The 23,834-nt window shown below is 74.9% G+C and carries 13 protein-coding genes; 11 read left to right on the top strand and 2 right to left on the bottom strand.

The genetic code is table 11. The annotated features are described in order from the left end of the window. Nucleotides 1–110: 110 nt before the first annotated feature. Complete coding sequence (locus tag ACFWAR_RS11335; RefSeq protein ID WP_385775548.1) at nucleotides 111–1,970, top strand: SIP domain-containing protein; 1,860 nt, start codon at nucleotides 111–113, stop codon at nucleotides 1,968–1,970. Here ACFWAR_RS11335 and ACFWAR_RS11340 read toward each other — a convergent pair. Continuing rightward, a complete protein-coding gene (locus ACFWAR_RS11340) occupies nucleotides 1,954–4,032 on the bottom strand; it encodes an MMPL family transporter (protein ID WP_385775549.1) in 2,079 nt (692 codons plus the stop codon). The two genes, ACFWAR_RS11335 and ACFWAR_RS11340, sit on opposite strands and share 17 nt — an antisense overlap. Before the next feature lie 75 nt (nucleotides 4,033–4,107). Here ACFWAR_RS11340 and ACFWAR_RS11345 point away from each other — a divergent pair, with 75 nt between their 5' ends. The 7 genes from ACFWAR_RS11345 (at nucleotide 4,108) to ACFWAR_RS11375 (ending at nucleotide 17,461) form a co-directional block, all read left to right on the top strand. Further along, the gene (locus ACFWAR_RS11345) at nucleotides 4,108–4,602 is read left to right on the top strand and encodes a MarR family winged helix-turn-helix transcriptional regulator (RefSeq protein ID WP_385775550.1); all 495 of its coding nucleotides are present in this window, start codon (nucleotides 4,108–4,110) and stop codon (nucleotides 4,600–4,602) included. A gap of 328 nt (nucleotides 4,603–4,930) precedes the next feature. After that, nucleotides 4,931–6,244: an MFS transporter gene (locus ACFWAR_RS11350; protein ID WP_385775551.1), complete on the top strand. Its 1,314-nt coding sequence runs from the start codon at nucleotides 4,931–4,933 to the stop codon at nucleotides 6,242–6,244. Between the two features lie 26 nt (nucleotides 6,245–6,270). Continuing rightward, nucleotides 6,271–7,569 (top strand): condensation domain-containing protein, encoded by a 1,299-nt coding sequence (locus ACFWAR_RS11355; RefSeq protein ID WP_385775553.1) that lies wholly within the window; start codon nucleotides 6,271–6,273, stop codon nucleotides 7,567–7,569. 117 nt (nucleotides 7,570–7,686) lie between these two features. Then, a complete protein-coding gene (locus ACFWAR_RS11360; RefSeq protein ID WP_385775555.1) occupies nucleotides 7,687–10,872 on the top strand; it encodes an amino acid adenylation domain-containing protein in 3,186 nt (1,061 codons plus the stop codon). Beyond that, the gene (locus ACFWAR_RS11365) at nucleotides 10,869–12,776 is read left to right on the top strand and encodes a non-ribosomal peptide synthetase (protein ID WP_385775557.1); all 1,908 of its coding nucleotides are present in this window, start codon (nucleotides 10,869–10,871) and stop codon (nucleotides 12,774–12,776) included. The genes ACFWAR_RS11360 and ACFWAR_RS11365 overlap by 4 nt, the downstream gene beginning before the upstream one ends. 46 nt (nucleotides 12,777–12,822) lie before the next feature. Beyond that, nucleotides 12,823–14,616: an amino acid adenylation domain-containing protein gene (locus tag ACFWAR_RS11370; protein ID WP_385775559.1), complete on the top strand. Its 1,794-nt coding sequence runs from the start codon at nucleotides 12,823–12,825 to the stop codon at nucleotides 14,614–14,616. Beyond that, nucleotides 14,606–17,461, top strand: coding sequence for a condensation domain-containing protein (locus ACFWAR_RS11375; protein ID WP_385775561.1), 2,856 nt, complete (start codon nucleotides 14,606–14,608; stop codon nucleotides 17,459–17,461). The genes ACFWAR_RS11370 and ACFWAR_RS11375 overlap by 11 nt, the downstream gene beginning before the upstream one ends. A 62-nt stretch (nucleotides 17,462–17,523) precedes the next feature. On the opposite strand, the gene ACFWAR_RS11380 is transcribed toward ACFWAR_RS11375, so the two are convergent. Next, the gene (locus tag ACFWAR_RS11380; RefSeq protein WP_385775563.1) at nucleotides 17,524–18,183 is read right to left on the bottom strand and encodes a hypothetical protein; all 660 of its coding nucleotides are present in this window, start codon (nucleotides 18,181–18,183) and stop codon (nucleotides 17,524–17,526) included. A gap of 282 nt (nucleotides 18,184–18,465) precedes the next feature. Here ACFWAR_RS11380 and ACFWAR_RS11385 point away from each other — a divergent pair, with 282 nt between their 5' ends. The 3 genes from ACFWAR_RS11385 (at nucleotide 18,466) to ACFWAR_RS11395 (ending at nucleotide 23,795) form a co-directional block, all read left to right on the top strand. Beyond that, entirely contained in the window at nucleotides 18,466–19,905 is a 1,440-nt protein-coding gene (locus tag ACFWAR_RS11385; RefSeq protein ID WP_385775565.1) for a sulfatase, read from the top strand. A 376-nt stretch (nucleotides 19,906–20,281) separates the two neighbouring features. Next, the gene (locus tag ACFWAR_RS11390) at nucleotides 20,282–21,856 is read left to right on the top strand and encodes a S8 family peptidase (protein ID WP_385775569.1); all 1,575 of its coding nucleotides are present in this window, start codon (nucleotides 20,282–20,284) and stop codon (nucleotides 21,854–21,856) included. 265 nt (nucleotides 21,857–22,121) lie between these two features. Next, nucleotides 22,122–23,795 carry a hypothetical protein gene (locus ACFWAR_RS11395; RefSeq protein WP_385775571.1) on the top strand — a complete coding sequence of 558 codons (1,674 nt, stop codon included), beginning with the start codon at nucleotides 22,122–22,124 and terminating at the stop codon, nucleotides 23,793–23,795. Nucleotides 23,796–23,834 lie beyond the last annotated feature (39 nt).

Here is a 23,834-nt window from a genome sequence, read left to right on the forward strand (position 1 = left end):
GCCCGGCGCCCCGCGCGCCCGGCCGGCCACCGGCCGCCCCGACCGTTCGTCCCTTCCGCTGCGCGCGGCGCCCCGACGCCGTGCGCGTCCCGCCGTACGAGGAGCCCCGCATGACCACCCGCAATCCCCGTTCCGTCGTCACCTTCCCGATCGTGCTGCGCGAGCTCACGGTGCTGCGCGTCGCCGACGTGACACCGGGCATGCGGCGGATCACCCTGGGCGGGCCGCAGCTCGGCGCCTTCCGCAAGGACGGCCTGGAGCTGCCCGCGCTGAGCAGCGAGGGCTTCGACGACCACGTGAAGTTCTTCTTCGCCGAGGAGGGCGCGGCCGCGCCGGTGCTGCCCGGGCAGAACGTCTCCAGCCTGGACTGGCCCGCCGACGCCCGGCCGCTGACGAAGGACTACACCCCGGTCCGCCTCGACCCCGAACTCGGCGAGATCGACTTCGACTTCGTCAACCACGAGGGCGGCGTCGCCTCCGCGTGGGCGCTGTCCGCCCGCCCGGGCGACGTGACGTGGATCGCCGGTCCGAAGATGTCGCACCGCCACCCCGAGGGGGCCGACTGGCTGCTCGTCGTCGGCGACGAGACCGCCCTGCCGGCCATCGGCCGGTGGCTGGCGGAGATGGAGGCCGGGACCCGGGCGCGGGTGTTCCTCGAGGTCGGCGAGGAGAGCCACCGCCAGGAGCTGGCGACCCGCGCGGACGCGGAGATCACCTGGCTGGTGCGCGGCGGCGCCCCGGCGGGCACCACCGACCTGTTGGAGCGGGCGGTGCGGGACATGGAGTGGCTGCCGGGGAACGTCTTCGCCTGGGTGGCGGGCGAGGCGGTGACCTTGAAGGGCATCCGCCGGCACCTGGCCGTGGACCGCGGGGTGCCGCGCGAGCACACCCACGTCACCGGCTACTGGCGGCGTACGGAGCCGGTCCCGCCGACGGCCACGGAGCTTCGGGCCGGGACCGTGACCGCGCAGGAGGAGGACCCCCACGACCGGTTGCACGAACTCACCGACCTGGCCCCCGGGCTGGCGATCCGCGCGGCGGTGACGATCGGCCTGGTCGACCTGGTCTGGCAAGGGGTGCGGGACGCCCGGGAGTTGGCCTCGCGCACGGGCAGCGACCCGCGGACGCTGACCGCGCTGCTGGTCTACCTGACGGAGCTCGAGGTGCTGGCCGAGGGGCCGGACGGCTACCGGTTGGCCCCGGTCGGCGAAGAACTCGTCGAGGACGACCACTCCTTGGAGGAGTACGACCTGCGCGGCGCACAGGCCGCCCTGGACCTGTCGTTGTCCGGGCTGCACGAGACGCTGCGCACCGGCCGGGCCGGGTACCGCACACCGTCCGGCGCCCCCTTGGCGGTGGCGCTCGCCGCCGACGAGCGGCTGGGCGGGGCGGCGCGCGAGGCCGTGGAGGACGAGGCGGCCTGGATCGCGCCCGGGGTCCGGTCGGGCTGGGACTGGACGGCCGCCGGTTCGGTGACCGCGACCGGCAGCGGCGCGGGCGCGGTGGCGAACGCGCTGGTGGAGGCGTTCCCCGCGCTGCGGGTGCGGATCGCCGCACTGCCGTCGGTGCTGCGCACGGTCGCGGACCGGGTCCTGGAGACGGACGTCCTGCCGCGCGTGGAGCTGGTCCCCTGCGGCGGGGCGGTCCCGGCCGGAGACCGCACCGTGCTGCTCTGCCGCCTGCTGGAACAACTGCCCGACGACGACGCGGTGCTGGCCCTGCGCGAGAACGCGGCGGCGCTCGCGCAGGGCGGCACCCTGCTGCTGGTGGAGCAGGTGGAGGGACCGGACGGGATCGAGGGCGACACGGAGGCCGCGCTGCACCACCTGCGGCTGAAGGCGGCCTTCGGCTCGGGCGTGCGCGGCGAGGGCGACTACGCGGAGCTGGCCGCCCGCGCGGGCCTCACCGTACGCAGCTGCCGCGACATCGGCTGGGACCACCGCCTGTGGAGCCTCACCCCGACCGGCTGATCCGGCTCGGCCACCAGCTGCGGGGGCCGATGTCGAGCACGAGGGCGGGGACGAGGAGCGAGCGGACGACGAGGGTGTCGAGGAGCACCCCGAAGGCGACGATGAAGGCGATCTGCACGAGGAAGGCCAGGGGGATGACCATCAGGGCGGCGAAGGTGGCGGCGAGGACGACGCCCGCCGAGGTGATGACGCCCCCGGTGGTGGTCAGGCCGCGCAGGACGCCCTGGCGGACGCCGTGGACGAGGGTCTCCTCCCGGACGCGGGACATCAGGAAGATGTTGTAGTCGACGCCGAGGGCGACGAGGAACACGAACCCGTAGAGCGGGACGGAGGCGTCCGATCCGCTGAAGCCGAGCACGTGCTGGAAGACGAGTGCGGACACGCCGAGGGTGGCCAGGAAGTTCAGGGCGACCGTGGCCACCAGCAGGACGGGGACCAGGACGGAGCGCAGGAGCAGGACCAGGATCAGCAGGATGACGGCGAGGACGACGGGGACGATGAGGGTGCGGTCGCGGGCCGCGGTCCGCTCGGTGTCGTACTGCTGGGCGGTGTAGCCGCCGACGAGCGCGTCGGCGCCGGGGACGGCGTGCAGGCGGGTGCGCAGCGCGGCGACCGTCCGCTTCGCCTCGTCGCTGTCCGCGGGCGCGGCCAGGGTGGCGTCGATGCGGATCCGGCCGTCGACCACCGCGGGCTCCGCGCCGGGGCGCCCGGAGGCGGTGACGGGCTCGGCGGACGCGACGCCCGCGGTCGCCCCGGCGACCTCCCGCACCCGCGCGGCCGCGGCGGCGTCGGCGATGATCACCGCGGGCTGGCCGGAGCCACCGGGGAAGTGGCGGCCGAGGGACTCCTGGGCGGAGACGGACGGGGCCTCCTTGACGAAGATCTCGTCCAGCGGCACTCCGTGCGAGGACAGGGTCGGCGCGAAACCGGCGAGGACCAGCAGGAGCAGGGTCGTGGACACCCAGACGCGGCGCGGCGCCCGGTCGATGACGGCCGCGACGCGGTGCCAGACGCGGTGGCCCTCCTCCGTGGCGTCGGCCGCCCGGGGGGTGGCGGGCCAGAAGGCGGTGCGCCCGAGGAGGGCCAGCACCGCGGGCAGGAACGTCAGGGTGGCCAGGACGGAGCAGACGATGCCGACGGCCCCGACGGGACCCAGGGCCCTGTTGTTGGTCAGGTCGCTGGCCAGCAGCGCGAGCAGGGCGAGGGCGACGGTCGCGGCGCTGGCGGTGATGGCCCCGGCGGAGCGGCGCACGGCGGCGAGGGCCGCGGCCGTGCGGTCGCCGCGGGCGGCGAGCTCCTCCCTGAACCGGGCGGCCAGCAGCAGCGCGTAGTCGGTCGCGGCGCCGATGACCAGGATGGACAGGATGCCCTGGACCTGGCCGTCGACCCGTACGGCGCCCCGGTCCGCCAGGGCGTAGACGATGGCGCAGGCCAGCCCGAGGGCGAGGACGGCGCTGCTGATGATCACGAGCGGCAGCAGGAGGCTGCGGTAGACCAGCAGCAGGATCAACAGGACCGCGCCGAGCGCCACGCCCAGCAGGATCCCGTCGATCCCGGCGAAGGCGTCCTTGAGGTCCGCCTGGCTGGCCGCCGGCCCCGCGATCTGCACGGTGAGCCCCGCGACCGCGGCGGCCGCCGTACGGACCCGGTCCAAGGTGGCCGGCAGCGCGTCGCCGAGGTCGGTGGCCAGCGGCACGACCGCCTGCAGGGCCCGGCCGTCCGCGGAGCGCAGGGCCGGTGACGGCGCCGCGGTGATGCCGTCCTGTCCGGCCAGCGCGGCGACGGCCCGGGTCGCCTCCTGCTGCTGGACCTCGCTGACCGGGCCTTGCGCGGTCGGCTGCCAGACGACGATCGCGGGCACCGACCCGGAGCGCTCGAAGGCCTTGCGGGCCTCGATGACCTTGGTGGACTCGGCGTTCCGGGGCAGGAAGGCGGCCTGGTCGTTGGTGGCGACCTCGCCGAGCTTGCCGGCGTAGGGACCGAGCGTCCCGCCGATGCCCAACCAGATCACCAGCAGCACCACGGGCACCAGCCAGCGGGCCCAGCGCGGTGTGCGCGTCATCGCGTTCTCTCCCCTTGTTGAATACTCACTCAACGACAAAGTATCTCAATCATTGAGAGATCATATGCTGGTGCCATGCGTAGCGCCGACAGCACCCCACCCGCACTTCCGTCCGACGACCCGATCGGGTTGCAGTCCTTCGCCGTGTTGCTGCGCACGATGAACGCGGAGCTCAACCGACTCGCCCAGGAGTTCGCCCGCCGACAGGGCCTGCACCTGACCGACGTACAGGCGCTCGTCGCCGTCCTCGACGCGGAGTACGACGAGGAGGGCGGCCCGATGACCCCCGGGCGGCTGGCCCAGCGGATGGACCTGACCACGGGCGCGGTGACGGCCTGCCTCGACCGGCTGGAGAAGGCGGGCCACCTGCGCCGGGTGCGGGCGGCCGACGACCGGCGCGTGGTCCACCTGCACTACGCCGAATCGGGCCGTGACGCGGCGCGCGCGTACTTCCGCCCGCTGGCCCGGGCCACCGACGCCGCCCGGAGCCCCTTCAGCAGCGAGGAACTGCACGTCGTCGTGCGGTTCATGGCGGAGCTGAACGGCCAGCTCACCCGATTGGGACGCTGACCTCCGACCGTCGACCGGCGCGAGGGGGCCGACCCCGTGACGTCCCGGCACGCTCGGGGTTGCTTCTAAACATGTGGGGCCGGTGAGTATCGGACATAAGTGCACCCATGGGGCTCCAGGAGCCTGCGGCCCCCGGGTGCGCCCGCCGTACGCCCACCGCACGGCGCCGCAAATCCTCCACCAGCAGGCTTCTCGACCTGCAATTCATGAGGTGGTTGCCCTCACTTGGCCACTGATTCTCTTGATCCGCTCCCGTGATGGCACAAGAACGACCGAAAGTGTCCTGTTTGTTTTGACTCCTGATCGCCCTGCGGTCATGGTCTGGCATATGTCCCCCTCGCCCCAGGCCGCTTCCGGCGGTCTGTTCCGTATGCGCGATTTCCGCTTCCTGTTGGCCGGAGCCGCGGCCGGTCAGGTCGGCGCCCAGGTCACGCTGGTCGCCCTGCCCCTGGTGGCCGTGCTCGAACTCAAGGCACCCGCCTTCCAGGTGGGACTGCTCACCGCGGCCGAGACCGCCGCGTTCCTCCTGATCGGGCTGCCCGCGGGGGCCTGGGTCGACCGGATGCGCAAGCTGTCCTTGATGATCCGCGCCGACGTCGTGCGCTGCCTGGCCATGGCCAGCGTGCCGCTCGCCGCGGTGGCGGACGCCTTGACCATGGCCCAGCTGTACGTCGTCGCCCTGGTCGTGGGCGTCGCCACCGTCTTCTTCGACGTGGCCCACCAGAGCTACCTGCCCGTGCTGCTGCCGCGGGAACACCTGGTGGCGGGCAACGGGGCCCTGGAGACGGTGCGTTCCTCGGCGCAGGTGGCCGGGCCCGGGCTCGGCGGCGGGCTCGTCCAGCTCGTCGGGGCGCACCTGGCCATCGTGGCCGACGCCATCGGCTACGCCGTCTCGGCGCTGTTCCTCCTGGCCATCAGGCGCCCCGAGAGCAAGCCCGAACCGGTCCCCGGCGCATCGCTGCGCAAGGAGGTGGGCGAAGGACTGCGCTTCGTCCTCGGCCACCCCCTGCTGCGCGTCATCGCGGTCACGACCGGCCTCGGGAACTTCTTCACCGCCATGCTGATGGCCACTCAGACCGTGTTCCTGGTACGGGTGCTCGATCTCGCACCCGCCGCCATCGGCGGGATGCTCTCGGCCTCGGCCGTCGGCGGACTCGCCGGCGCCCTGTGCGCGGGTCGGCTGGCCCGCCGCTTCGGCCAGGCCCGCATCATCTGGCTGTCCTCCCTGGTCACCGGGCCGTTCGCGCTGCTCTGGCCGCTGTCCGGCAAGGGCGCGGCCGCCGCGCTCTTCGCGGTCGCCTCCGGCGCCGTCTTCTTCGGCGCCGTGGTCTACAACGTCGCACAGGTGAGTTTCCGTCAAACGCTGTGTCCCCCGCGCCTGTTGGGTCGGATGAACGCCACGCTGCGGTTCCTCATGTGGGGCACGCTGCCGCTCGGCGCACTCGTGGGCGGCGCCGTCGCCGACGCGTCCGGGGCCCGCGCCGCACTGTGGATCTGCGCCGTCGGTTTCCTCCTCGTGCCCGTCCCGCTGCTGCTCTCCCCGCTGCGGCGGATGCGCGAACTCCCCGAGGTCGCGCACCCCGACGACGACGAGCGGCAGGACGCGGCGCCCGGCCACGACGCGACCGCCCCCGTCCGCTGACCCGCTTCTTCCCGAGAGAGGATCACGTGCTCCCCAGCATCACGGCCCAGTATCTGGCCCGTTACCAGCGCCTCGGCGCGGGTGACCCGGCGGCAGCGCTCCTGCCCGCCACCGGGGCCCAGCGACGCTTCCTGCTCTTACGCTCCCTGGATCCCGCCGGCCGCGCGGACATCGTGCCGATGTTCTTCGCCTTCCCGCGCGGCACGGTCGATCCCGCGCGGCTGCGCGCCGCCGCCAACCACCTCGCCGCCCGCCACCCCGTCCTGCGCTCCCGGCCGTGCGTCGTGCGCGCGACGCCCGTACTGCGGCCGGAACCGGCCGACGTACCGCTCGACCACGTGCCCGCAGCGCCCGGCGAGAGCGCCGAGGACGCGCTGCGGCGAGCACTGGCGCACTGGGCCCCGCAGGGTCCACCGCTGCGGCTGTTCCTCGCCCACGCCACCGACCGCGACGCAGCGGCCGAGGAGGTCCTCGCCGTCGTCCTGGACCACACCGCCTGCGACGGCCAGTCCCTCGCCCGCATCGTCGAGGAACTCGCCGAGGCCTACCGCGAGCGTCGCGGCGCCGCCGACGTGTCGCCCGCCGAGGCCGACGCCGCGCTGGCCCGGTACAAGGACGCCGTCCTGCGCCAGCTCGACGCCGAGGACCGCGCCGCCTCGCCCCGCGCCCTGGCGTACTGGGGCGAACGGCTGCGCACGGTGTGCGAGCAGGCCCCGCCGCCCGGCACCCGACCGGTCCGCGCCGGGCTCCCCAGCGGCGCCGTCGAGCGCAGGCTCGCCTCCCCGACCGGCGGGGTGCCCTTCCCGGCCCTGCTCGACGCCTGCCGGGCGGCGGCCACCGCGCTGTACGGCACGGGCCCGGTCCCGCCCATCGGCTACCCGTGGGGCGGCCGTCCGACCGGCGCGGCCGAGGTCCTCGGCTGCTTCCTCAACACCGTGGTCTTCCCGGCCGACACCCGGGGCGGCGCCTCGCCGGAGGTCACCGCCACCGACTGGTGGGACGACCTGGACCGGGCCGACGCCCCCTTCGACGAGGTGGTACGAGCGGCCCGCGCCGGTGGCTCCGCCTGGTCCGGCAGGCTGGACGGCCTGCTCACCGTGGACGACGCCCGCCACCGCACCCCGCTCCGGCTCGGCGCCACCACCGGCCGCGAGGTGCACATCGGCGGCCGCCAGGTCCGCGCCCCGTTCGCGGTGTCCGCCACCCAGGGACCCGAACTCCACCTCCGCATGGTGTGGGACCGCACGGTTCTCGCCGACGGCGCCGCCGAGGAAGCCTTCGCGGCCCTGTGCGACGCGCTGCCCGCCGCGGCCCTCGCCCGCTAGCCCCCGATCTCCGACATCCGACCGCGCCGCGCGACCCGCGGAGCGGTCGGCGCACCGCCGCGCGGGCGCGCCACCGTGCGCCCGTACCCCACCGACCCGACAACCCAAGGGATCGCCATGCTCCCCCTCTCCTCCTCGCAGGAGATCGTCTGGCTGCACGAAGAAGTGCAGCCGGGCAGCCGCGCCTACAACTTCACCGCTTCCCTGGACCTGTGGGGAACCCTCGACGTCGACGCGCTGCGCGCCGGCCTCGCCGCCACCCTCGCCCGCCACCCCGGCCTGCGGCTCGAACTCGTGGCCGTGCCCGGCGCGATGCCGGGTCAGCGGGTGGTCGACGACTGCGCGCCGCGGCTGCACACCGTGGACCTCTCCGGTGAGGCCGACCCGGCGGGCGCGTTCGCGCGGCTGCTGCGCACCGAGGCGGAGACCCCCCTCGACACCTTCGAGGCCCCGCTGCTGCGCTGGACCCTGGTCAAGCTCGCCGAGGACCAGCACCGGCTCATCCACGTGGAACACCACCTGATCCACGACGGACACTCCTTCGCGATCCTGCTGGACGACGTGTTCCGCGTCTACCGCGCCCATGTCCTGGGCGAGGAGATCGAGTTGGGCACGCCCAGCTCGTACGCCGACCACGTGCGCGCCCGCGCCGGGGAGGTGCGCGCCGACGCCCTGGGCGCGAGCCTGGCGTACTGGTCCGAGACGCTCCGCGACGCCTCGTACGACATGCCGCTGCCCGGTCTCGCCCGGCCCGGCGCCCGGCGCCGCCACCACGGCGGCCAGCTGCGCCAGTCGATCGGCGCGGACCTCGCCGAACGGCTGCGGGCCCACACCCGGGAGCGCGGGCTGACCCCGTTCGCCACCCTGCTCGGGCTCTTCGCGGAACTGCTGCGGCGCCACAGCGGGCGCAGCCAGATGGTGGTGGGCACCGCCGTGGGCAACCGGCCGCGCGGCTTCGAGGACGCCGTCGGCATGTTCGTCAACACCATCCCGCTGCGCCTGTCCCTGGACGCGAGCGTCCCGGCCGAGGACGCCATGGACGAGGTCACCGACACCCTCATCCGCGCCCTGCCGCACCAGGAGGTGCCGGTCCAGGAGTTGACCCGGGCGCTCGGCCTGCACACCTCCGGCGCGGACAACCCGCTCTTCAGCGTGATGTTCAGCGCGCACGACGCGCCGCTGCCCGAACTGGACGTGCCGGGGCTGGAGATCAGCCTCTTCGAGGGGTTCAACACCGGCACCACCCGCTTCGACCTCGACGTGGTGCTGCTGCCGGACGACCGCCGCGGCGTGAGCCTGCGGCACGGCGCGGCCGGTATGACCCTCGTCTGGGACTACGACGTCGACCTGTTCGGCGAGGCCGTGGCGGAGCTCCTGGCCGAGCGCTTCCTCGACCTGCTGCGCGCCTACCTCGACGCGCCGGGGACCGAGCTCGGCTCGCTCGCCCTGCCGACCGCGTCCCTGGAGCCGCTCCCCGCCCTCGCCCCGGCGCCCGACCGCGACCCGCTCGACCCGGCCGCCGGCCGGGACCCGTCGCTGCCCGCCTTCCTGATCGGGGCCCGCCGTCTGACCTACGGCGACCTGGACGCGCGGGTCTCCGCGCTCGCCGAGCGGATGCTGGCCGCGGGAGTGCGCGCGGGAGCGCCGGTCGCCGCGGTGCTGCCGCGCGGCGTGGACTCGGTGGTCACGCTCCTCGCCTGCCTGCGGACCGGCGCGGTGTACTGCCCGCTGTCCCCGTCCGACCCGGCCGCCCGGCTGGAGCTGCTGCTCGGGCGGCTGTCCCCCGCGCTCGTCCTCACCGCCGAGGGGAGCCCGGTGCCCGTGCCGGGGGACCTGCCGAGCGCCGTCGTCGACGCCGAGGTACTGCCCGCCGCCCGCGCCTGCGACCTCCTGCCGAAGGCGGCGTACATCATCCACACCTCCGGTTCGACCGGCATACCCAAGGCGGTGGCCGTCGGGCGCGACGCCCTGGTCAACCACCTGACCGGCGCCGCCGCGCGGTTCGACCTCGGGTACGGCGACCGGGTGCTCCTGTTCGCCCAGCCGTCCTTCGACGTCGCCCTCGAAGAGGTGCTGCCCTCGCTGTACGCGGGCGCCTGCCTGGTCGTGCCCGAGCAGGACGTGCCGACCGGCGGTGAGCTGGCGCAGCTGCTGGCCGCCGCGCGCGTCACCGTGGCCAACCTGCCCACCAGCTACTTCCTCGCCACCCGCGAGGAGTTGCTGCCCGCCCTGGCCCGGGGCCGCTGGGCCCCGCGCCTGATCGTGCTCGGCGGCGAGCGCATCCCCTCCGACGTGATGCGCGACTTCTTCACCGCCACCGAAGCGGCCGCCCCGTTCTCCGTGCTCAACGTCTACGGCGTGACCGAGGCGGCGATCAGCTCCACGGTGCACGAGATCACCCGCGACGCTCTGGTCGAGGGCGCCGAGATCCCGCTCGGCGTCGAACTGCCGGGCGAACGGGTCCACGTCCTGGACGAGGGACTGCGCCCGCTGCCCACCGGAGCGGTCGGCGAACTCGCCATCGCCGGAGCCGGACTGGCCGAGGGCTACGTCGGCAACGCGCAGGTCACCGACGCCCGCTTCGTCACCGTCCCGGCCCTCGGCGGCGAGCGCGTCTACCTCACCGGGGACCTCGGCTACCGCGGCGAGGACGGGCTGCTGCGCTTCCTGGGCCGCCGGGACAACCAGATCAAGCTGCGCGGCTACCGCATCGAGCTGGAAGAGGTCGAGGCCGCCGCGTCCGCCGCGCTCGGCGGCCGGTCCTGCGCCGTCGTCCTCGACAAGGACGCCGACGGCGGGCCCCGCCTGGTGGCCTTCCGCGAGCGTGCCGACGAGAGCGGCGCGTGGGACGAGCAGGCGCTGCACGCCGAGTTGAGCTCCCGCCTCCCCGGCGCCCTGGTGCCCGCCCGCTGGGTGCTCCTGGACACCATGCCGACGCTGGCCGGAGGCAAGCCCGACCGTACCGCCCTGGCCCGCATGGTCGCCGACCTGGCCCCGGTCGCACCGGCCGAGGAGGCCGCGCCGCTGTCCGACCCGACGCTGTCGGACGACCCGACCGTCGTCCTGCTCGCGCGGGGCTGGCGCGCGACGCTCGGGCACGACCGCTTCGAGGAGGGCTCGCACTTCTTCAACATCGGCGGGCACTCCCTGCTCGCCGCGCAGCTGGCAGCCTGGCTGGAGCCGCACCTGGGCGAGCGCCCCTCGCTGCGCCTGCTCTTCCAGCACCCCGTCCTGGGCGACCAGGCCCGCGCCCTCGCCCGGTCCGCCGCCCCCGCCCTCACGACGCCGAAGGAGTCACGATGACCGCCGAACCGATCACCCGACAGGACGTCGACCCCGCGGGCAGCACGCCGGGCGCCGCGCCGAGCATCGCGCACGGCGCCCCGGCCGCCGCGTCCGGCGGGCCCGGGGTCCTGGCGCGCTACGAGGAGTGGGTGCGCAGCGCCCCCGGGTCCCCCGCCGTGATCGACGGGGAGCACCGCTGGAGCTACGCCGAACTCGACGCGGCCGCCGACGCGCTCGCCGCGGCGCTGGCCCACCGGGTCCGCCCGGGCGACCTCGTCGGGGTCTGCCTGGACCGCTCGGCCGCGCTGGTGGTGACCGCGGTCGCGCTGGCCCGGATCGGCGCGGTGTACCTGCCGCTCGGCCCGCGGCCGGGGGAACGCCGCATCACCGCGGTGACCGAGGACCTCGGCGTCGTCTGCCTGATCGGCGACCCGGCCGTCCTGCCGGACCGTCAGGCGGACGTAGAACTGGTGGAGTTGCCGCTCTCCGGTGCCGGGGCGAACGCCGCCGCCTCGGTCGTGGCCGCCTTCGCGCCGGTCGCGCCCGGCGCCCGTACCGCCGTGCCCGGGACCCTGTACGCGGTGCTCACCTCCGGCTCCACCGGCCGCCCCAAGGCCGTCGCGGTCGCCGACCCGGCCCTGACCGCGCTCCTCGACTGGTACCGCGCGCAGACCGGGCTCGCCCCGGGCGACCGCCAGTCCCTGCTCATCGGCGTCGCCTTCGACCCGCACCTGATGGAGCTGTGGGGCGGCCTCACCTCCGGCGCCGCGCTCGTACCCGCGCCCGACGAGGTCCGCTGGGACCCGGCCGCCCTCACCGGCTGGTGGCGGGAGGCCGGGGTCACGGTCACCGTCGCGGCGACCCCCATGGTCGAGCCGCTCCTGGACCGGCCCTGGCCGCAGGACCTGCCGGTCCGCCACCTCGTGGTCGGCGGCGACCGCATGCGCCGGCGCCCCGGTCCGGACGTGACCGCCACCGTCCACAACGCCTACGGCCCCGCCGAGGCGACCGTGGTCACCACCACCCACGCGATGCGCGCGGACGACCCGGACGTCCACAGCGCCGCCGCACCGCCCATCGGCACCCCGATCGCGGGCGTGAGCGTCGCCGTCACCGACGCGGACGGCGCCGTCGTCGCGCGCGGCGAGGACGGCGAACTGCGCGTGGGCGGCTCCTGCCTGGCCCTCGGCTACCTCGACCCGGAACTGACCGCGCGCCGCTTCACCGCCCCGCCCGCCGCACTGGCCGAGCTGGGCCGGATGTACCGCACCGGCGACCGCGTGCGCATGGCGGCCGACGGCGCCATCGAGTTCCTCGGCCGCCTGGACGACCAGGTCAAGATCAGCGGCGTACGGATCGAGCCCGCCGAGGTCGAGGCCGCCTTCGAGCAGGACCCGGCCGTCCGCAGCGCCGTGGTCACCGCGCCGCGCGACGCCGAGGGGCGGGCCCGCCTCGTGGCGCACGTCCTGCCCGCCGCCGGGGCCGCGCCCTCCCCCGAGGTGCTCCTCGCGGCCGTACGGGCCTGGCTGCCCGAGCAGGCGGTGCCCTCGACGGTGGAGGTGGTGGACGCCTTCCCGCTGGACGCCAACGGCAAGGTGGACCGGGCCGTCCTGCGCGAGCGGGCCGAGGAGGCGCGGGCGCACGCCGCCACCGGGGCCGCCCTGCCCGAGGACGCGAGCGCCGACGAACTGCTCGTGCTCACCACGGTCCGCGACCTGATCGGCCGCCCCGACATCGCCCTGGACGACAACTTCAGCGACGCCGGAGGCACGTCCATCCTCGTGGCCCGGCTCCTCGAAGTACTGGAGCGGGAGACCCGGGTGCACCTGCGCGCGCCCGAGTTGTTGCGCCAGCCCGACCTGCGCGCGATCGCCGCCGTGATCGAGCGGCGCCGCACCGCCACCGCGACCGCGGGGGCCTGACGTGACGACCTCGCGGCCCCTCCGCGACCGACCGGAAGAAGACGAAGTGAGCGTGGACCGGACCGGCCTGCCCGCCCTGGTGGCACGGCACGCGGCGCGCACCCCGAACGCCCTCGCGGTCGCGGACGGCGACACCACCTTGACCTACGCCCAGCTGGCCGGCGCCGCCCGCCGACTCGCCACCCACCTGCGCGACCGCGGCGTACGCCCCGGCGACTCCGTGGCGCTGCTCATGCCGCGTTCGGCCCGCACGGTCGTCGCCCAGCTCGCCCTGTGGTGGGCCGGTGCCTCCTGCGTCCCCCTCGACCCGGCGCACCCCCCGCTGCGCACCGCGGCCATGCTGGAGGACTCCGGCGCCACCTTGACCGTCGGCGACGGCAAGCTGCTGGAGGCGGCCGGCCCGGCCGGCGCGGTCCTCGCCCTGCCCGACGACGAGCTGCTCACCGGCGCGGAGTGGGACGGCGAGGGCCCCGGCGGGGACGACACCGCCTTCGTCATGTTCACCTCCGGATCCACCGGCCGCCCCAAGGGCGTGGCGATCCGGCACGGCGCCATCGCCGAGCTCGTCACCGACCCGGACTACCTGAGCGTCACCCCGCGCGACCGGGTGCTGCTGCACTCCCCGGCCACCTTCGACGGCTCCACCTTCGAGGTGTGGTCGGCGCTCGCCAACGGCGCCGCCGTCGTGGTGTGCACGACCGCGCGGCCCTCCTTCGAGGACCTGGCCAAGGAGATGGAGCGGCACGGCGTCACCGTCGCCTTCTTCACCACGGCCCTGTTCCACCAGCTCGCCGTGCGCCGCTCCCGGGTCTTCTCGCTGCTGCGCACGGTGGTCGTCGGCGGCGAGGCGATGGCCGCCCAGCACGCCCGGGCCGTGCTGCGCGCCTTCCCCTGGATCGAGCTCGTCAACGGCTACGGCCCGACCGAGACGACCACCTTCGCCACCGCCCACCGCGTCGGCGACGCCGACTGCGACGGGCCCGTGCCCATCGGCCGCCCCCTGGCCGGCGCCACGGCCCACGTCCTCGACGAGGCCCACCGGCCCGTCGCCGAGGGCACGCGCGGCGAACTGTGGATCGGCGGCAGCCGGTTGGCCGTCGGGTACACCCGGCGGCCCGAGCTGACCGCCGAACGCTTCGTGGAGCACCCCGTGTTGGGTCGCCTCTACCGCACCGGGGACCTCGCCTCCGTCGGCCCGGACGGCGTCCTCGCCTTCCACGGCCGGGCCGACGACCAGGTCAAGGTGCGCGGCTTCCGGATCGAACCGGGCGAGATCGAGCACGTGCTGCGCGAGCAGTCGGACGTCGACGACGCGGCCGTGACCGTGCGCCGCGCCACCGCCGACGACGCGCGCCTGGTCGCGTTCGTGGTGGCCGCCCCCGGGCCCGTGCCGCGGGCCGAGGCGCTGCTGGCCCGGCTCACCGCGTTCCTGCCCGCGCACATGGTGCCGGACGAGCTGACCGTCGTGGAGCGGCTACCGCTCACCACCTCGGGCAAGGTCGACCGGCACGCCCTCGCGGACCTCGCTCCGGCCGCCGCCGACATCGGCGCGGCCGAGCCGCTCACCCCGCTCCAGCAGGCCGTCGCCGACGTGTGGGGCCGCCATCTCGAACACGAGGTCACGCGCCCCGACGCCGACTTCATCGGCCTGGGCGGGCACTCGCTGCTCGCCCTCGTCGTCGCGGAGGACCTGCGCGAGGAGCTCGGTGTCGAGCTGTCGCTCGCCGACTTCTTCGCGGCCCCCACGGTGGCCGGACACGCCGCCCTGGTCGAGAGCGCCCTGCTCGCCGCCCACCCCGATCCGCACTCCGAAGCGCCCGAGGACACCGATGGCCACTGACACCAACGCCGCCCTGCAGGAAGAGCTGTTGCGCAGGGCCCGCGCCCGCGCCGCCGACCGCGCCGCGACCCCGCGGCCGCGGGCCGACCGGCCGACCGGGCCCGCCCCGCTCACCCGTGCCCAGCGCCGCATGTGGCTGATGGACCGGCTCGGGCAGAGCGGCGCCCAGTACAGCGTGCCGTTCGCCACCCGGCTCCGGGGGCCGCTCGACCTGGACGCGCTGGGCGCCGCGCTCACCGCGCTGGTAGGGCGGCACGAGATCCTGCGCACCCGGTACGGCCGCGAGGGCGAGGAGCCCCACCAGGTGGCGCTGCCCGCGCCCGCCGCCGTCGCGGTGGACCTGGTCGAGTGCCCGGACGACGGCGCCGCCGCGCTGACCGAGGAGGCCCGCCGCCCCTTCGACCTGGCCGCCGGGACGGTGCCGCGCGCGCTGGTCCTGCGCCACGATCCCCAGGACCACACGGTGCTCCTGACGTTCCATCACATCGCCATCGACGGCGCCTCGTTGCAGACCGTGGCCGACGAGCTGGCCGTGCTGTACGGCGCCGCGGTGGACGGCTCCGCCGCCGCGCTGCACGCGCCGCCGCAGTACGCGGACTTCGCCCGCCGCGAGCACTCCGGCGCGGCCGGGGCGTCGGACGGCCTCGCCCACTGGACCCGGCGGCTCACCGGAGCCACCCCGCCGCCGCTCCCCCGGCCCGACACGGCGCCGGACGAGGTGGCCGAACGCCCGGCGGCCACCGCGCAGAGCGCGATCGACGCGCAGGTCCTCACGGCCCTGCGCGAGCTCGGCCGGGAGCGCCGCGCCACGGTGTTCACCGTGGGCCTGGCCGCCGCCTTCGCCGCGCTGCACCGCCTCACCGGCGAACTGGACCTCGTCATCGGCTGCGCCGCCACCCATCGCGAGGGCCAGGCGATGCGCGGCCTGGTGGGCCTGTGCGTCAACACGCTGCCGATCCGCGTCGACCTGTCCGGGGACCCGGAGTTCGCCACCCTCGTCGAGCGCGTGCGCGACGCGCTCCTGGAGGCCCAACAGCACCGCGACGTGCCCTTCGACCTGGTGCTGGAGCAGCTCGGGGCGGCGGCCCGCGGCGCGGACGGGTCCTCCCTGGTCCGGGTCAGCTGGGACCTCGTCGGCGAGCAGACGGCCCTGCGGCTGCCGGGGCTGCGGGCGCGCGCCGTCGACGTCGGCACCGCCGAGGCCAAGTTCGACCTGACCTTCGGTCTGCTCGACGACGCTCAGGCTCCGCGGAGCCTGGTCCAGTACGGTCGGGCCGCCCTCGACGAGGAGGCCGGTCGGGAGCTCGGCACGTCCTTCGCCGCGCTGCTGACCGCCGTGGCCCAGGACCCCGCGCTGCGGCTGTCGGCGCTGCCCGGTCGGCCCGCCCGGCCCCGGGCGACCGGGCACCCGGCGCAGGCCCGCCTCGCGGCCCACCCGGACGTGGCCGACGCGTACGTGGCGGCCCCGGCGGGCGGCCCGGTGCTGGCGTACGCCGTACTGAACCGCACCGGCGGGCCTTCGCCCGTACAGCTGCGCGCCCATGTGCGCGAGGCGCTAGCGCCCGAACTGGTCCCGGCCGCCGTCATGTTGCTCGACGCGATGCCGCGCACGGCCGAGGGGGCGGTGGACACCGCCCTGCTGCCCGCGGCCCCGGTCCCCGCGGCCCCGAAGAGCCCCCGCCTCGAAGCGGTGACCGAGGCGTTCGCCGGCCTGCTCGGTCGGCGGCCCGCTCCGGACGACGACTTCTTCGCGCTCGGCGGGCACTCCCTGGCGGCGGTCCAACTCGCCGAGCGCCTGCGGTCCGCGCTGACCCTGCCGCTGGTCGGCCTGGACATCATGCAGACCCGCACGCCGCGGGCCGTCGCGGCCCTGCTCGACGGGCGCGCGGCCGACCGGGCCACGGCCGTCGCGGCGGCCTCCACCACCGCGCGACCGCGCCGGGTGCGCGAGGGCACGGTCCTGGTGACCGGTGGCACGGGCGGTGTCGGGGCGTTCGTCCTGCGCGAACTCGCCGCGCAGGGGCGGCCGGTGCTCGCCCTGGCCCGACCCGAGTCCGCGCACCTCGTCAGCGGCGACGGCGTCGAGGTGGTCGAGGGCGACCTCGGCGACCTGGACGGCCTGCGCGCCGCCGTCGCGGGCGCGGACGCCGTGATCCACGCCGCGTGCACCTTCACCCGCCCCGAGGTGGACGTGGCCGCCATGGAGGCCATGGTCGACGCCTGGAACGGCGGCCCGTTCGTCTTCGTCAGCAGCGTGGACGCCTACGGCCGACCGGTGGAGGCGCGCGTCGCGGAGGAGTCGCCGTCGCGGGAGGTGCTGAGCGCCTACGGCCGGGCCAAGGTCGACTGCGAGCGGATCCTGCTGGCCGCGGCGGGCACCGGGGGGCGCGGCGGCGCCAGCGCCGTCCGCTCGCCCATCGTCTGGGGCGCCCACGACCGGCTCCGGGACCAACTCCGCTGGGGTGCCACCGGTTTGCTGTACCAGGCGGTCCTCGCGGGCGGCCCCGTGACGCTGCCCGCACCCGGTACGGGCGGCCACGCGTGGTACGGGGCGCCCTGGGTGCACGCCGCGGCGCTGGCACGCGCGGCCACCTCCTGCCTGGACGCGCCGGTGCACGGCGTGGCCAACGCGGTGAGCGGGCACGTGGCCTGGTCCGACCTGACGGCGGAGCTCATCGCGCTGCTCGGCGGCGACAGCGCCGTCACCTTCACCGACGAGGTGCACCGCGACCTCGACCACCGCTGGCACTACCGCGCGGACCGCCTCGCACCGGCGCTGCGGCCGCAGCCGGGCGAGGAGTTGAGCGCCGTACTCGCCTCGATGATCGGCGAGCCGCGGCGGTGACCACCGGTGCGGCCGCGGTGGTCGGGGCCTCCTCCACCACCGCGGCCGCCGCCGCACCCGGCTCAGCACCCCGCGGGCGGGCACCCCATCGGCTGGAAGGGTGGCTTCGCCGTCTTGTAGGGCTTCGGCGGGAACGGCGGGAACGGTGGGCCCGGAGCGGTCGAGGGCGAGGTCTCGGGCCGCCCCGGCGCCGAGGAGGTGTCGGCGGACGGCCGAGGGGCGCCCGTACCGACCGGCGCGGCCGGGGGAACGGCCGTCGGGGAACCCGCGGATGCGGAGGCACCGGCCGAGGGACGCCCGGGGGTGGGCGCGCCGGACGTGCCGGGAGCGCCCACGGACGGCGCGACGGCCGTCCCGGTGGACGGGGCGCCGGTCGAAGGCGGCCGGCGCACACCCGTACCGCCCCCCGGCACCGGGTCGGAGGACCCGTCCCGCCCGCCGGTCGTGAACCCGGCCAGGGCGAAGGTGGCCCCGCCCGCGAGGACCAGGCCGAGGCCCGCGGCGAGCAGGGTCCGGCGGCGTCGCCGCCGGTGGTCGCGGGTGGGCGCCGCGGCAGGGGAGGGTGCTACGAGCGAGGGTGGGTGGGGCGTGCCGGATCCGATCGCGGGGTCGTCGGCGCGTCCGATGTCGGGAGGTGTGGTCAGGTGGTCGGCCGGGGTTCCGCACCCGGCGCACGCCAGTGCGCCGTTGAGGTGCCTTCGGCAGGTGTGGCAATAGTCCATGGCGCCCGAAGGCTACGTTATCTCCCGCAACATCCGGATCGCTCTGATGTAAAGATTCCATAAGGAAGCGTGACGTCGTCGCGGTCCTCGCGACACGACGGCGCAACAGTGCCGCCACGGCGCCGCCACCACACCGCCACGGGAACGCATCACCCCGTCCATGGAGCGTCCGCATCCCGGACCCTAGGGTCTGATCCGCGGGTTCGGTCGGCCGGTGGCCCCGTGCGCCCCGCCCCGCCCCGTGCACGTCCGTCACATCGCCGAACGGACAGGAAGCCCCTCATGGCCGAGCACTCCCCCACGCCCCGCCGTCGCTCACCCGCCGGTCCGCGCGCCGCTCTCGCCCGACGCACCTTCCTCACCGGCGCCGCCGCCGCAACCGCGGCGGCCGCCGCTCCGACCGGCGCCCCGGCGGCCACGCCGTCTCCCGGCGCCGCCGCGAACTCCCGCCCGAACATCCTGCTGATCGTCTCCGACGACCAGCCGAAGCAGACCGACTGGGCCATCCCGAAGGTCATCGACTGGCTCGGCGGGCGCGGCGTCACCTTCACGCACGCGCACTGCGCGACCCCCCTCTGCGCCCCCTCGCGCGCTTCCCTCTTCTCCGGCCGCACGGCGCACCACCACGGCGTGCGCAACAACGAGGCGTCGACCGGCCTGGACCAGCACACCACCGTGCAGCGGTACCTGAGCGGCGCAGGCTACCGCACGGGGCTCTTCGGCAAGTACCTCAACTTCTACCCGCTCGCCGACGACCAGCCGCACTTCGAGGAATGGGCGCGCATGCACCCGGCCTACAACGACACCCGGTGGAACGTGAACGGGGTGGTCGGCCGGATCCAGGGATACACCACGGACATCATCAGGGACAAGGCCCTCGCGTTCCTCGACAAGGCGGCCACCGACCCCCGCCCCTGGTTCGCGTACGTCGCCCCCTTCGCCGCCCACGAGCCCAACACCCCCGCCCCCCGGTACGCCGACACCCCGGTCCCCGCCTGGAACGGCCGCCCCTCGGTCCCCGAGGACGACCGCAGCGACAAACCGCCCTACATCCAGAAGGCCAAGGGAACCTTCGGCGACGGCCAGGACGTGCGGCAACGCCAGTTGCGCAGCCTGCTCTCGGTGGACGACACGGTCCGGGCCCTGCGGGACAAGCTGACGGCGCTGGGGCAGATGGAGAACACCCTCGTGATGTACGTCTCGGACAACGGCTACACCTGGGCGGACCACAGCTGGGTGAAGAAGTCGGTGGCCTACGCCCCGGCGCACGAGGTGCCCTTCCTCCTCTCCTGGCCCGCCGCGGGCCTCGGCGCGGGGACCACGGACGACCGCATCGTGGCCAACATCGACGTCGCCCCGACCATCCTGGACGCCGCCGGCATCACCCCCGACACCCCGATCGACGGGCGGTCCCTGCTCACCACGGCCGCCCGCGACCACCTGCTGCTGGAGTGGTGGAGGCTCGACGCCGACACGGGCGGGCCGAAGACCTGGGCCTCGTACCTGGCCAAGGACCGGCAGTACACCGAGTACTACGACCTCGTCACCGACGGCACGGGCGCGGTGAGCGGCACGGGACGGCTCCTCTTCCGCGAGTACTACGACCTCGCGGCCGACCCCTTCCAGCTCCAGAACCTACTCTACCGATCGACCCCGGCGCAGGAACAGGCGCTCGGGATACCGGCGCTGGCCGCGGCCCTCGCGGCGGACCGGGCCGCCTGAACCCGCCCGCCGGGGCGGGCACGACGTACGGCGCGCGCATTGAATAGGTAGGCCTACGGATTGCCCCGTTCCGCATCGCCGGTCGATGCTCTGGGGGTTCGACGGCCACTCCCCCCTCGCACGCCCTCGGCACCCGCTCGCGCGGGCTCCGGATGCACGAGGCCCCCCAGAGGAGCGGCCGTCGGAACCCACGGTGCCGCCGAGGATCCCTCCGCAGCGGCACCGCCCACGGAACGTTCGGACCACACCCGCCGAGTTGTCATGTCCACCACCGGCGCGGTGCGGACTGCACCCGCCCCCCAACGGGTGCGCCGTGGGTGCTCGACGACCAACCGGGCCGGTGCGGTCCGGACAGTCCTAGAGGAGGACTTCGAAGATGACGTCTCAGGCCCAGGCCACGGCATTACGCGCTTTCGTCGCCGCGTGTGCCGGTGTCACCCTGTTGATCGGAGCCGCGAACACCGTCAGCGCGGCCCCCACCCCATCGGGTGAGGGCCAGATCGTCGGCGCGGACCGGCCGGGCGCCATCGCCGGCTCCTACATCGTCACGTTCAAGGACTCGGTGCCGGGCCAGGACGTGCCCGCCAGGGCGAAGGAGCTGACGCGGCGGCACGGCGGGTCCCTGCGGCTCACCTACACGGCCGCCCTGCACGGCTTCGCCGCCGACATGGGCGAGGCCGCGGCGCGCAGGCTCGCGGCGGACCCGTCGGTGGCGCGGGTCGAGGCCGACGGGCTCGCCCGCGCCGTGGACACGCAGAACAACCCGCCGTCGTGGGGGCTGGACCGCATCGACCAGAGCGCCCTGCCGCTGGACCAGAAGTACACCTACCCGAACACCGCCGCGAACGTGACGGCGTACGTCCTCGACACCGGCGTCCGCCTCACCCACCAGGCCTTCGGCGGTCGCGCTACCAGCGGATACGACTTCGTCGACAACGACAACGACGCGTCGGACTGCTTCGGTCACGGCACCCACGTGGCGGGCACGCTCGGCGGCGGCCCCTACGGGGTGGCCAAGGGCGTGAAGCTGGTCAGCGTCCGGGTGTTGGACTGCCAGGGCTCGGCGCCCTGGTCCACCGTCATCAAGGGCGTCGACTGGGTCACCGGCAACGCCGTGAAGCCCGCGGTGGCGAACATCAGCATCGGCGGCGGCACGAACCAGTCCGTCAACGACGCCGTCGCACGGTCCATCTCCTCCGGGGTGACCTACGCCGTGGCCGGCGGCAACAGCGGCGCCGACGCGTGCACCTCGTCCCCGGCCTCGGTGGCGTCCGCCATCACGGCGGGGGCGACCGAACGCGGCGACGGCCGGGCCTCGTACTCCAACTACGGTTCCTGCCTGGACCTCTTCGCTCCGGGCTCCGACATCACGTCGGCGTCCAAGGACAGCAACACCTCCACCACCTCGATGAGCGGCACCTCGATGGCCACGCCCCACGTGGCCGGCGCGGCGGCGCTCCTGCTCTCGGCCAACCCGTCGTGGTCACCGGCCCAGGTCCGCGACAAGCTGGTCGCGGACGCCGCCACGGGCAAGGTCGGCAACCCGGGCACCAACTCCCCCAACAAGCTCCTGAACGTGGGCGGCGGTGGCACCACACCGCCCAGCGGGAAGAAGTTCGAGAACACGGCCGACTACGCCGTCAACGACAACGCCACCACCGATTCCCCGATCACGGTCAGCGGGGTCACCGGCAACGCACCCCCGAACCTCGCCGTGGCCGTCGACATCAAGCACACCTACCGCGGTGACCTGCGCGTATCGCTGGTGGCCCCCGACGGGAGCAGCTACCTGCTCAAGGACTACAACAGCAACGACGGCGCGGACGACGTCACCGGCACCTTCACCGTCAACGCCTCGTCCGAGGTGGCCAACGGCACCTGGAAGCTCCGGGTGACCGACAACGCCAAGCAGGACACCGGCTACATCAACAGCTGGTCGCTCCAGTTCTGAAACCACCCCCGGGGACGCTCCACATCCGTCCCCGGGGGTCCCGGGAGCGGCCCCCTGACCACGGGGGGCCGGGGGCCGCTCCCGCACCGCCGTACGTGATGTTGCTAACGGCGCCGCAGCAGACAAGGGCATACGATCCCGACGGATCACCTGCCCGACCCGCGTACAGCCACGACTTCTGCGGTCAGGCACCACCCTGGCCAAACGATCTTCGGTCGACGGCCGGCGAGGGTGAATCTCAAGTGATCTTCCGAGGAGTAGCGCGATGGGCAACAACAGGCGTACCCGGCGTCGGGCGCAGGACCGACCGGCTTCCGGCCGACACGCCAGGGTGCTGACCAAGGGGCGGCTGGCCGTCGCGGCCGGAACGGGCCTGCTGGCCGTCTCGTCCGTCGTGTGGTTCCAGTCCGGCCACCAGTCGGCGCAGGCCGGGCCCGCGGTCGCCGACGCCGACGCGAAACCCGCCTCCGTCAGCTTCACCGGCGGGGCCCTGGTCTACCGCCCCGATGCCGCGGGCACCACGATCCCCGACTTCTCCTCGGCGGGCTACGGGGGCGGGGGCGTGGCCCTGCCCCGGGCGGCCGAGAAGACCCGGCTCGACGCCCAGGCCAAGGGGGACGACACCGCCCGGATCCAGGCCGCCGTCGACCGGGTGGCGCAGCTCAAGGCGGGCGCGGACGGGACCCGCGGCGCGGTGACGCTGGGACCGGGCACCTTCCGGGTCCGGGCCGGGATCGCCCTGGCCGACGGGGTCGTGCTGCGCGGCTCGGGAACCGGCCCCGGCGGGACGCTGCTCCGGGCCTCCGGGAAGCCCGGCTCGCTCATCACCATCGGGGGCGGGGCCGCGTACACCAGCACGGGCAAGCACATCGAGATCGCGGACGCCCGGGTGCCGGTCGGTGCGACGAAGCTCTCGGTGGCGGACGCCTCCTCGTTCACGCCGGGCGACCGGGTGGTCGTGCAGCGCCCGACCACCACGGCGTGGATCAAGGCGATCGGGATGGACAAGATCGACGGCGGCGAGGGGTGGAAGCCCAACTCGGGGATCCTCGCCGTGCGCACCGTCACCGCCGTCTCGGCGAACTCCCTGACCTTCGACGCGCCCCTCACCACCGCCATCGAGAAGCGCTACGGCGGCGGCACCGTCTGGCACTACGCCCTCGAAGGGCAGGTCACGCACGCCGGTGTGGAGAACCTGGCGGCGGATGCCACCGCCTTCACCGAGGACGCCGACTACGGGCGTCCCGACGGCGGCAAGAACCGCGAGGCCGGCGCCTTCGCCTCGCGCCTGCTGACCATCGGCGCGGCCCGCGACGTATGGGCCACCGACGTCAGGCTCACCCGCTTCGGCTCGGGCTTCTACGTCGACGACAACGCCAGCCGCGTCACCATCGAGCGCGCCGCCGACCTGGACATGGCCGTCCCCGCGAAGCTCGCGCCGCCGCCTGCCTTCATGATCGGCGGACAGCAGGTCCTGGTCCGCGACACCACCGTCACCGGGGACCGCGTCCACGCGTGGACCACCCAGGCGTACGCCGCCGGGCCCAACGTCTTCACCCGCGGCACCGCCACCTCCCCCTCCGGCAGCGGCCAGATCGACGCCGGACCGCACATGCGCTGGGGTTCGGGCACCCTCTACGACCAGCTGACGATCGTCAGCAGCGACGGCGCGTTCATCGCCGCCAACGCCTGGGACGGCGGCACCGGTCACGGCTGGCAGGGCGCCAACAACGTCTTCTGGAACACCTCCTCGGCCCGCTACACCGTCCTCGCCCCGCCCACGGCCGACAACTGGGCCTTCGGCATCACCGGCAAGCGGACCCCCGGCAAGCACGACGGCGAACTCCCCGTCCCGCCGCGCCAGGGGACGATCGTCAGCCCCGGCGCCCCCGTTCAGCCCGCGAGCCTCTACGAGGAGCAGCTGCGCGAACGCCGCTGACGACGAGGCGCAGACGGCTGAAGGCAGTTAAGGAGTCCG

Source organism: Streptomyces sp. NPDC059917, from assembly GCF_042730635.1.
Classification (GTDB): domain Bacteria; phylum Actinomycetota; class Actinomycetes; order Streptomycetales; family Streptomycetaceae; genus Streptomyces.

Excerpts from the sequence above, each read along its gene's own strand:
- ACFWAR_RS11335 (WP_385775548.1), top strand. The coding sequence starts at position 111 with ATGACCACCCGCAATCCCCGTTCCGTCGTCACCTTCCCGATCGTGCTG.
- ACFWAR_RS11395 (WP_385775571.1), top strand. The coding sequence starts at position 22,122 with ATGGGCAACAACAGGCGTACCCGGCGTCGGGCGCAGGACCGACCGGCT.
- ACFWAR_RS11375 (WP_385775561.1), top strand. The coding sequence starts at position 14,606 with ATGGCCACTGACACCAACGCCGCCCTGCAGGAAGAGCTGTTGCGCAGG.
- ACFWAR_RS11350 (WP_385775551.1), top strand. The coding sequence starts at position 4,931 with ATGTCCCCCTCGCCCCAGGCCGCTTCCGGCGGTCTGTTCCGTATGCGC.
- ACFWAR_RS11380 (WP_385775563.1), bottom strand. The coding sequence starts at position 18,183 with ATGGACTATTGCCACACCTGCCGAAGGCACCTCAACGGCGCACTGGCG.
- ACFWAR_RS11390 (WP_385775569.1), top strand. The coding sequence starts at position 20,282 with ATGACGTCTCAGGCCCAGGCCACGGCATTACGCGCTTTCGTCGCCGCG.
- ACFWAR_RS11340 (WP_385775549.1), bottom strand. The coding sequence starts at position 4,032 with ATGACGCGCACACCGCGCTGGGCCCGCTGGCTGGTGCCCGTGGTGCTG.
- ACFWAR_RS11360 (WP_385775555.1), top strand. The coding sequence starts at position 7,687 with ATGCTCCCCCTCTCCTCCTCGCAGGAGATCGTCTGGCTGCACGAAGAA.
- ACFWAR_RS11365 (WP_385775557.1), top strand. The coding sequence starts at position 10,869 with ATGACCGCCGAACCGATCACCCGACAGGACGTCGACCCCGCGGGCAGC.
- ACFWAR_RS11345 (WP_385775550.1), top strand. The coding sequence starts at position 4,108 with ATGCGTAGCGCCGACAGCACCCCACCCGCACTTCCGTCCGACGACCCG.
- ACFWAR_RS11385 (WP_385775565.1), top strand. The coding sequence starts at position 18,466 with ATGGCCGAGCACTCCCCCACGCCCCGCCGTCGCTCACCCGCCGGTCCG.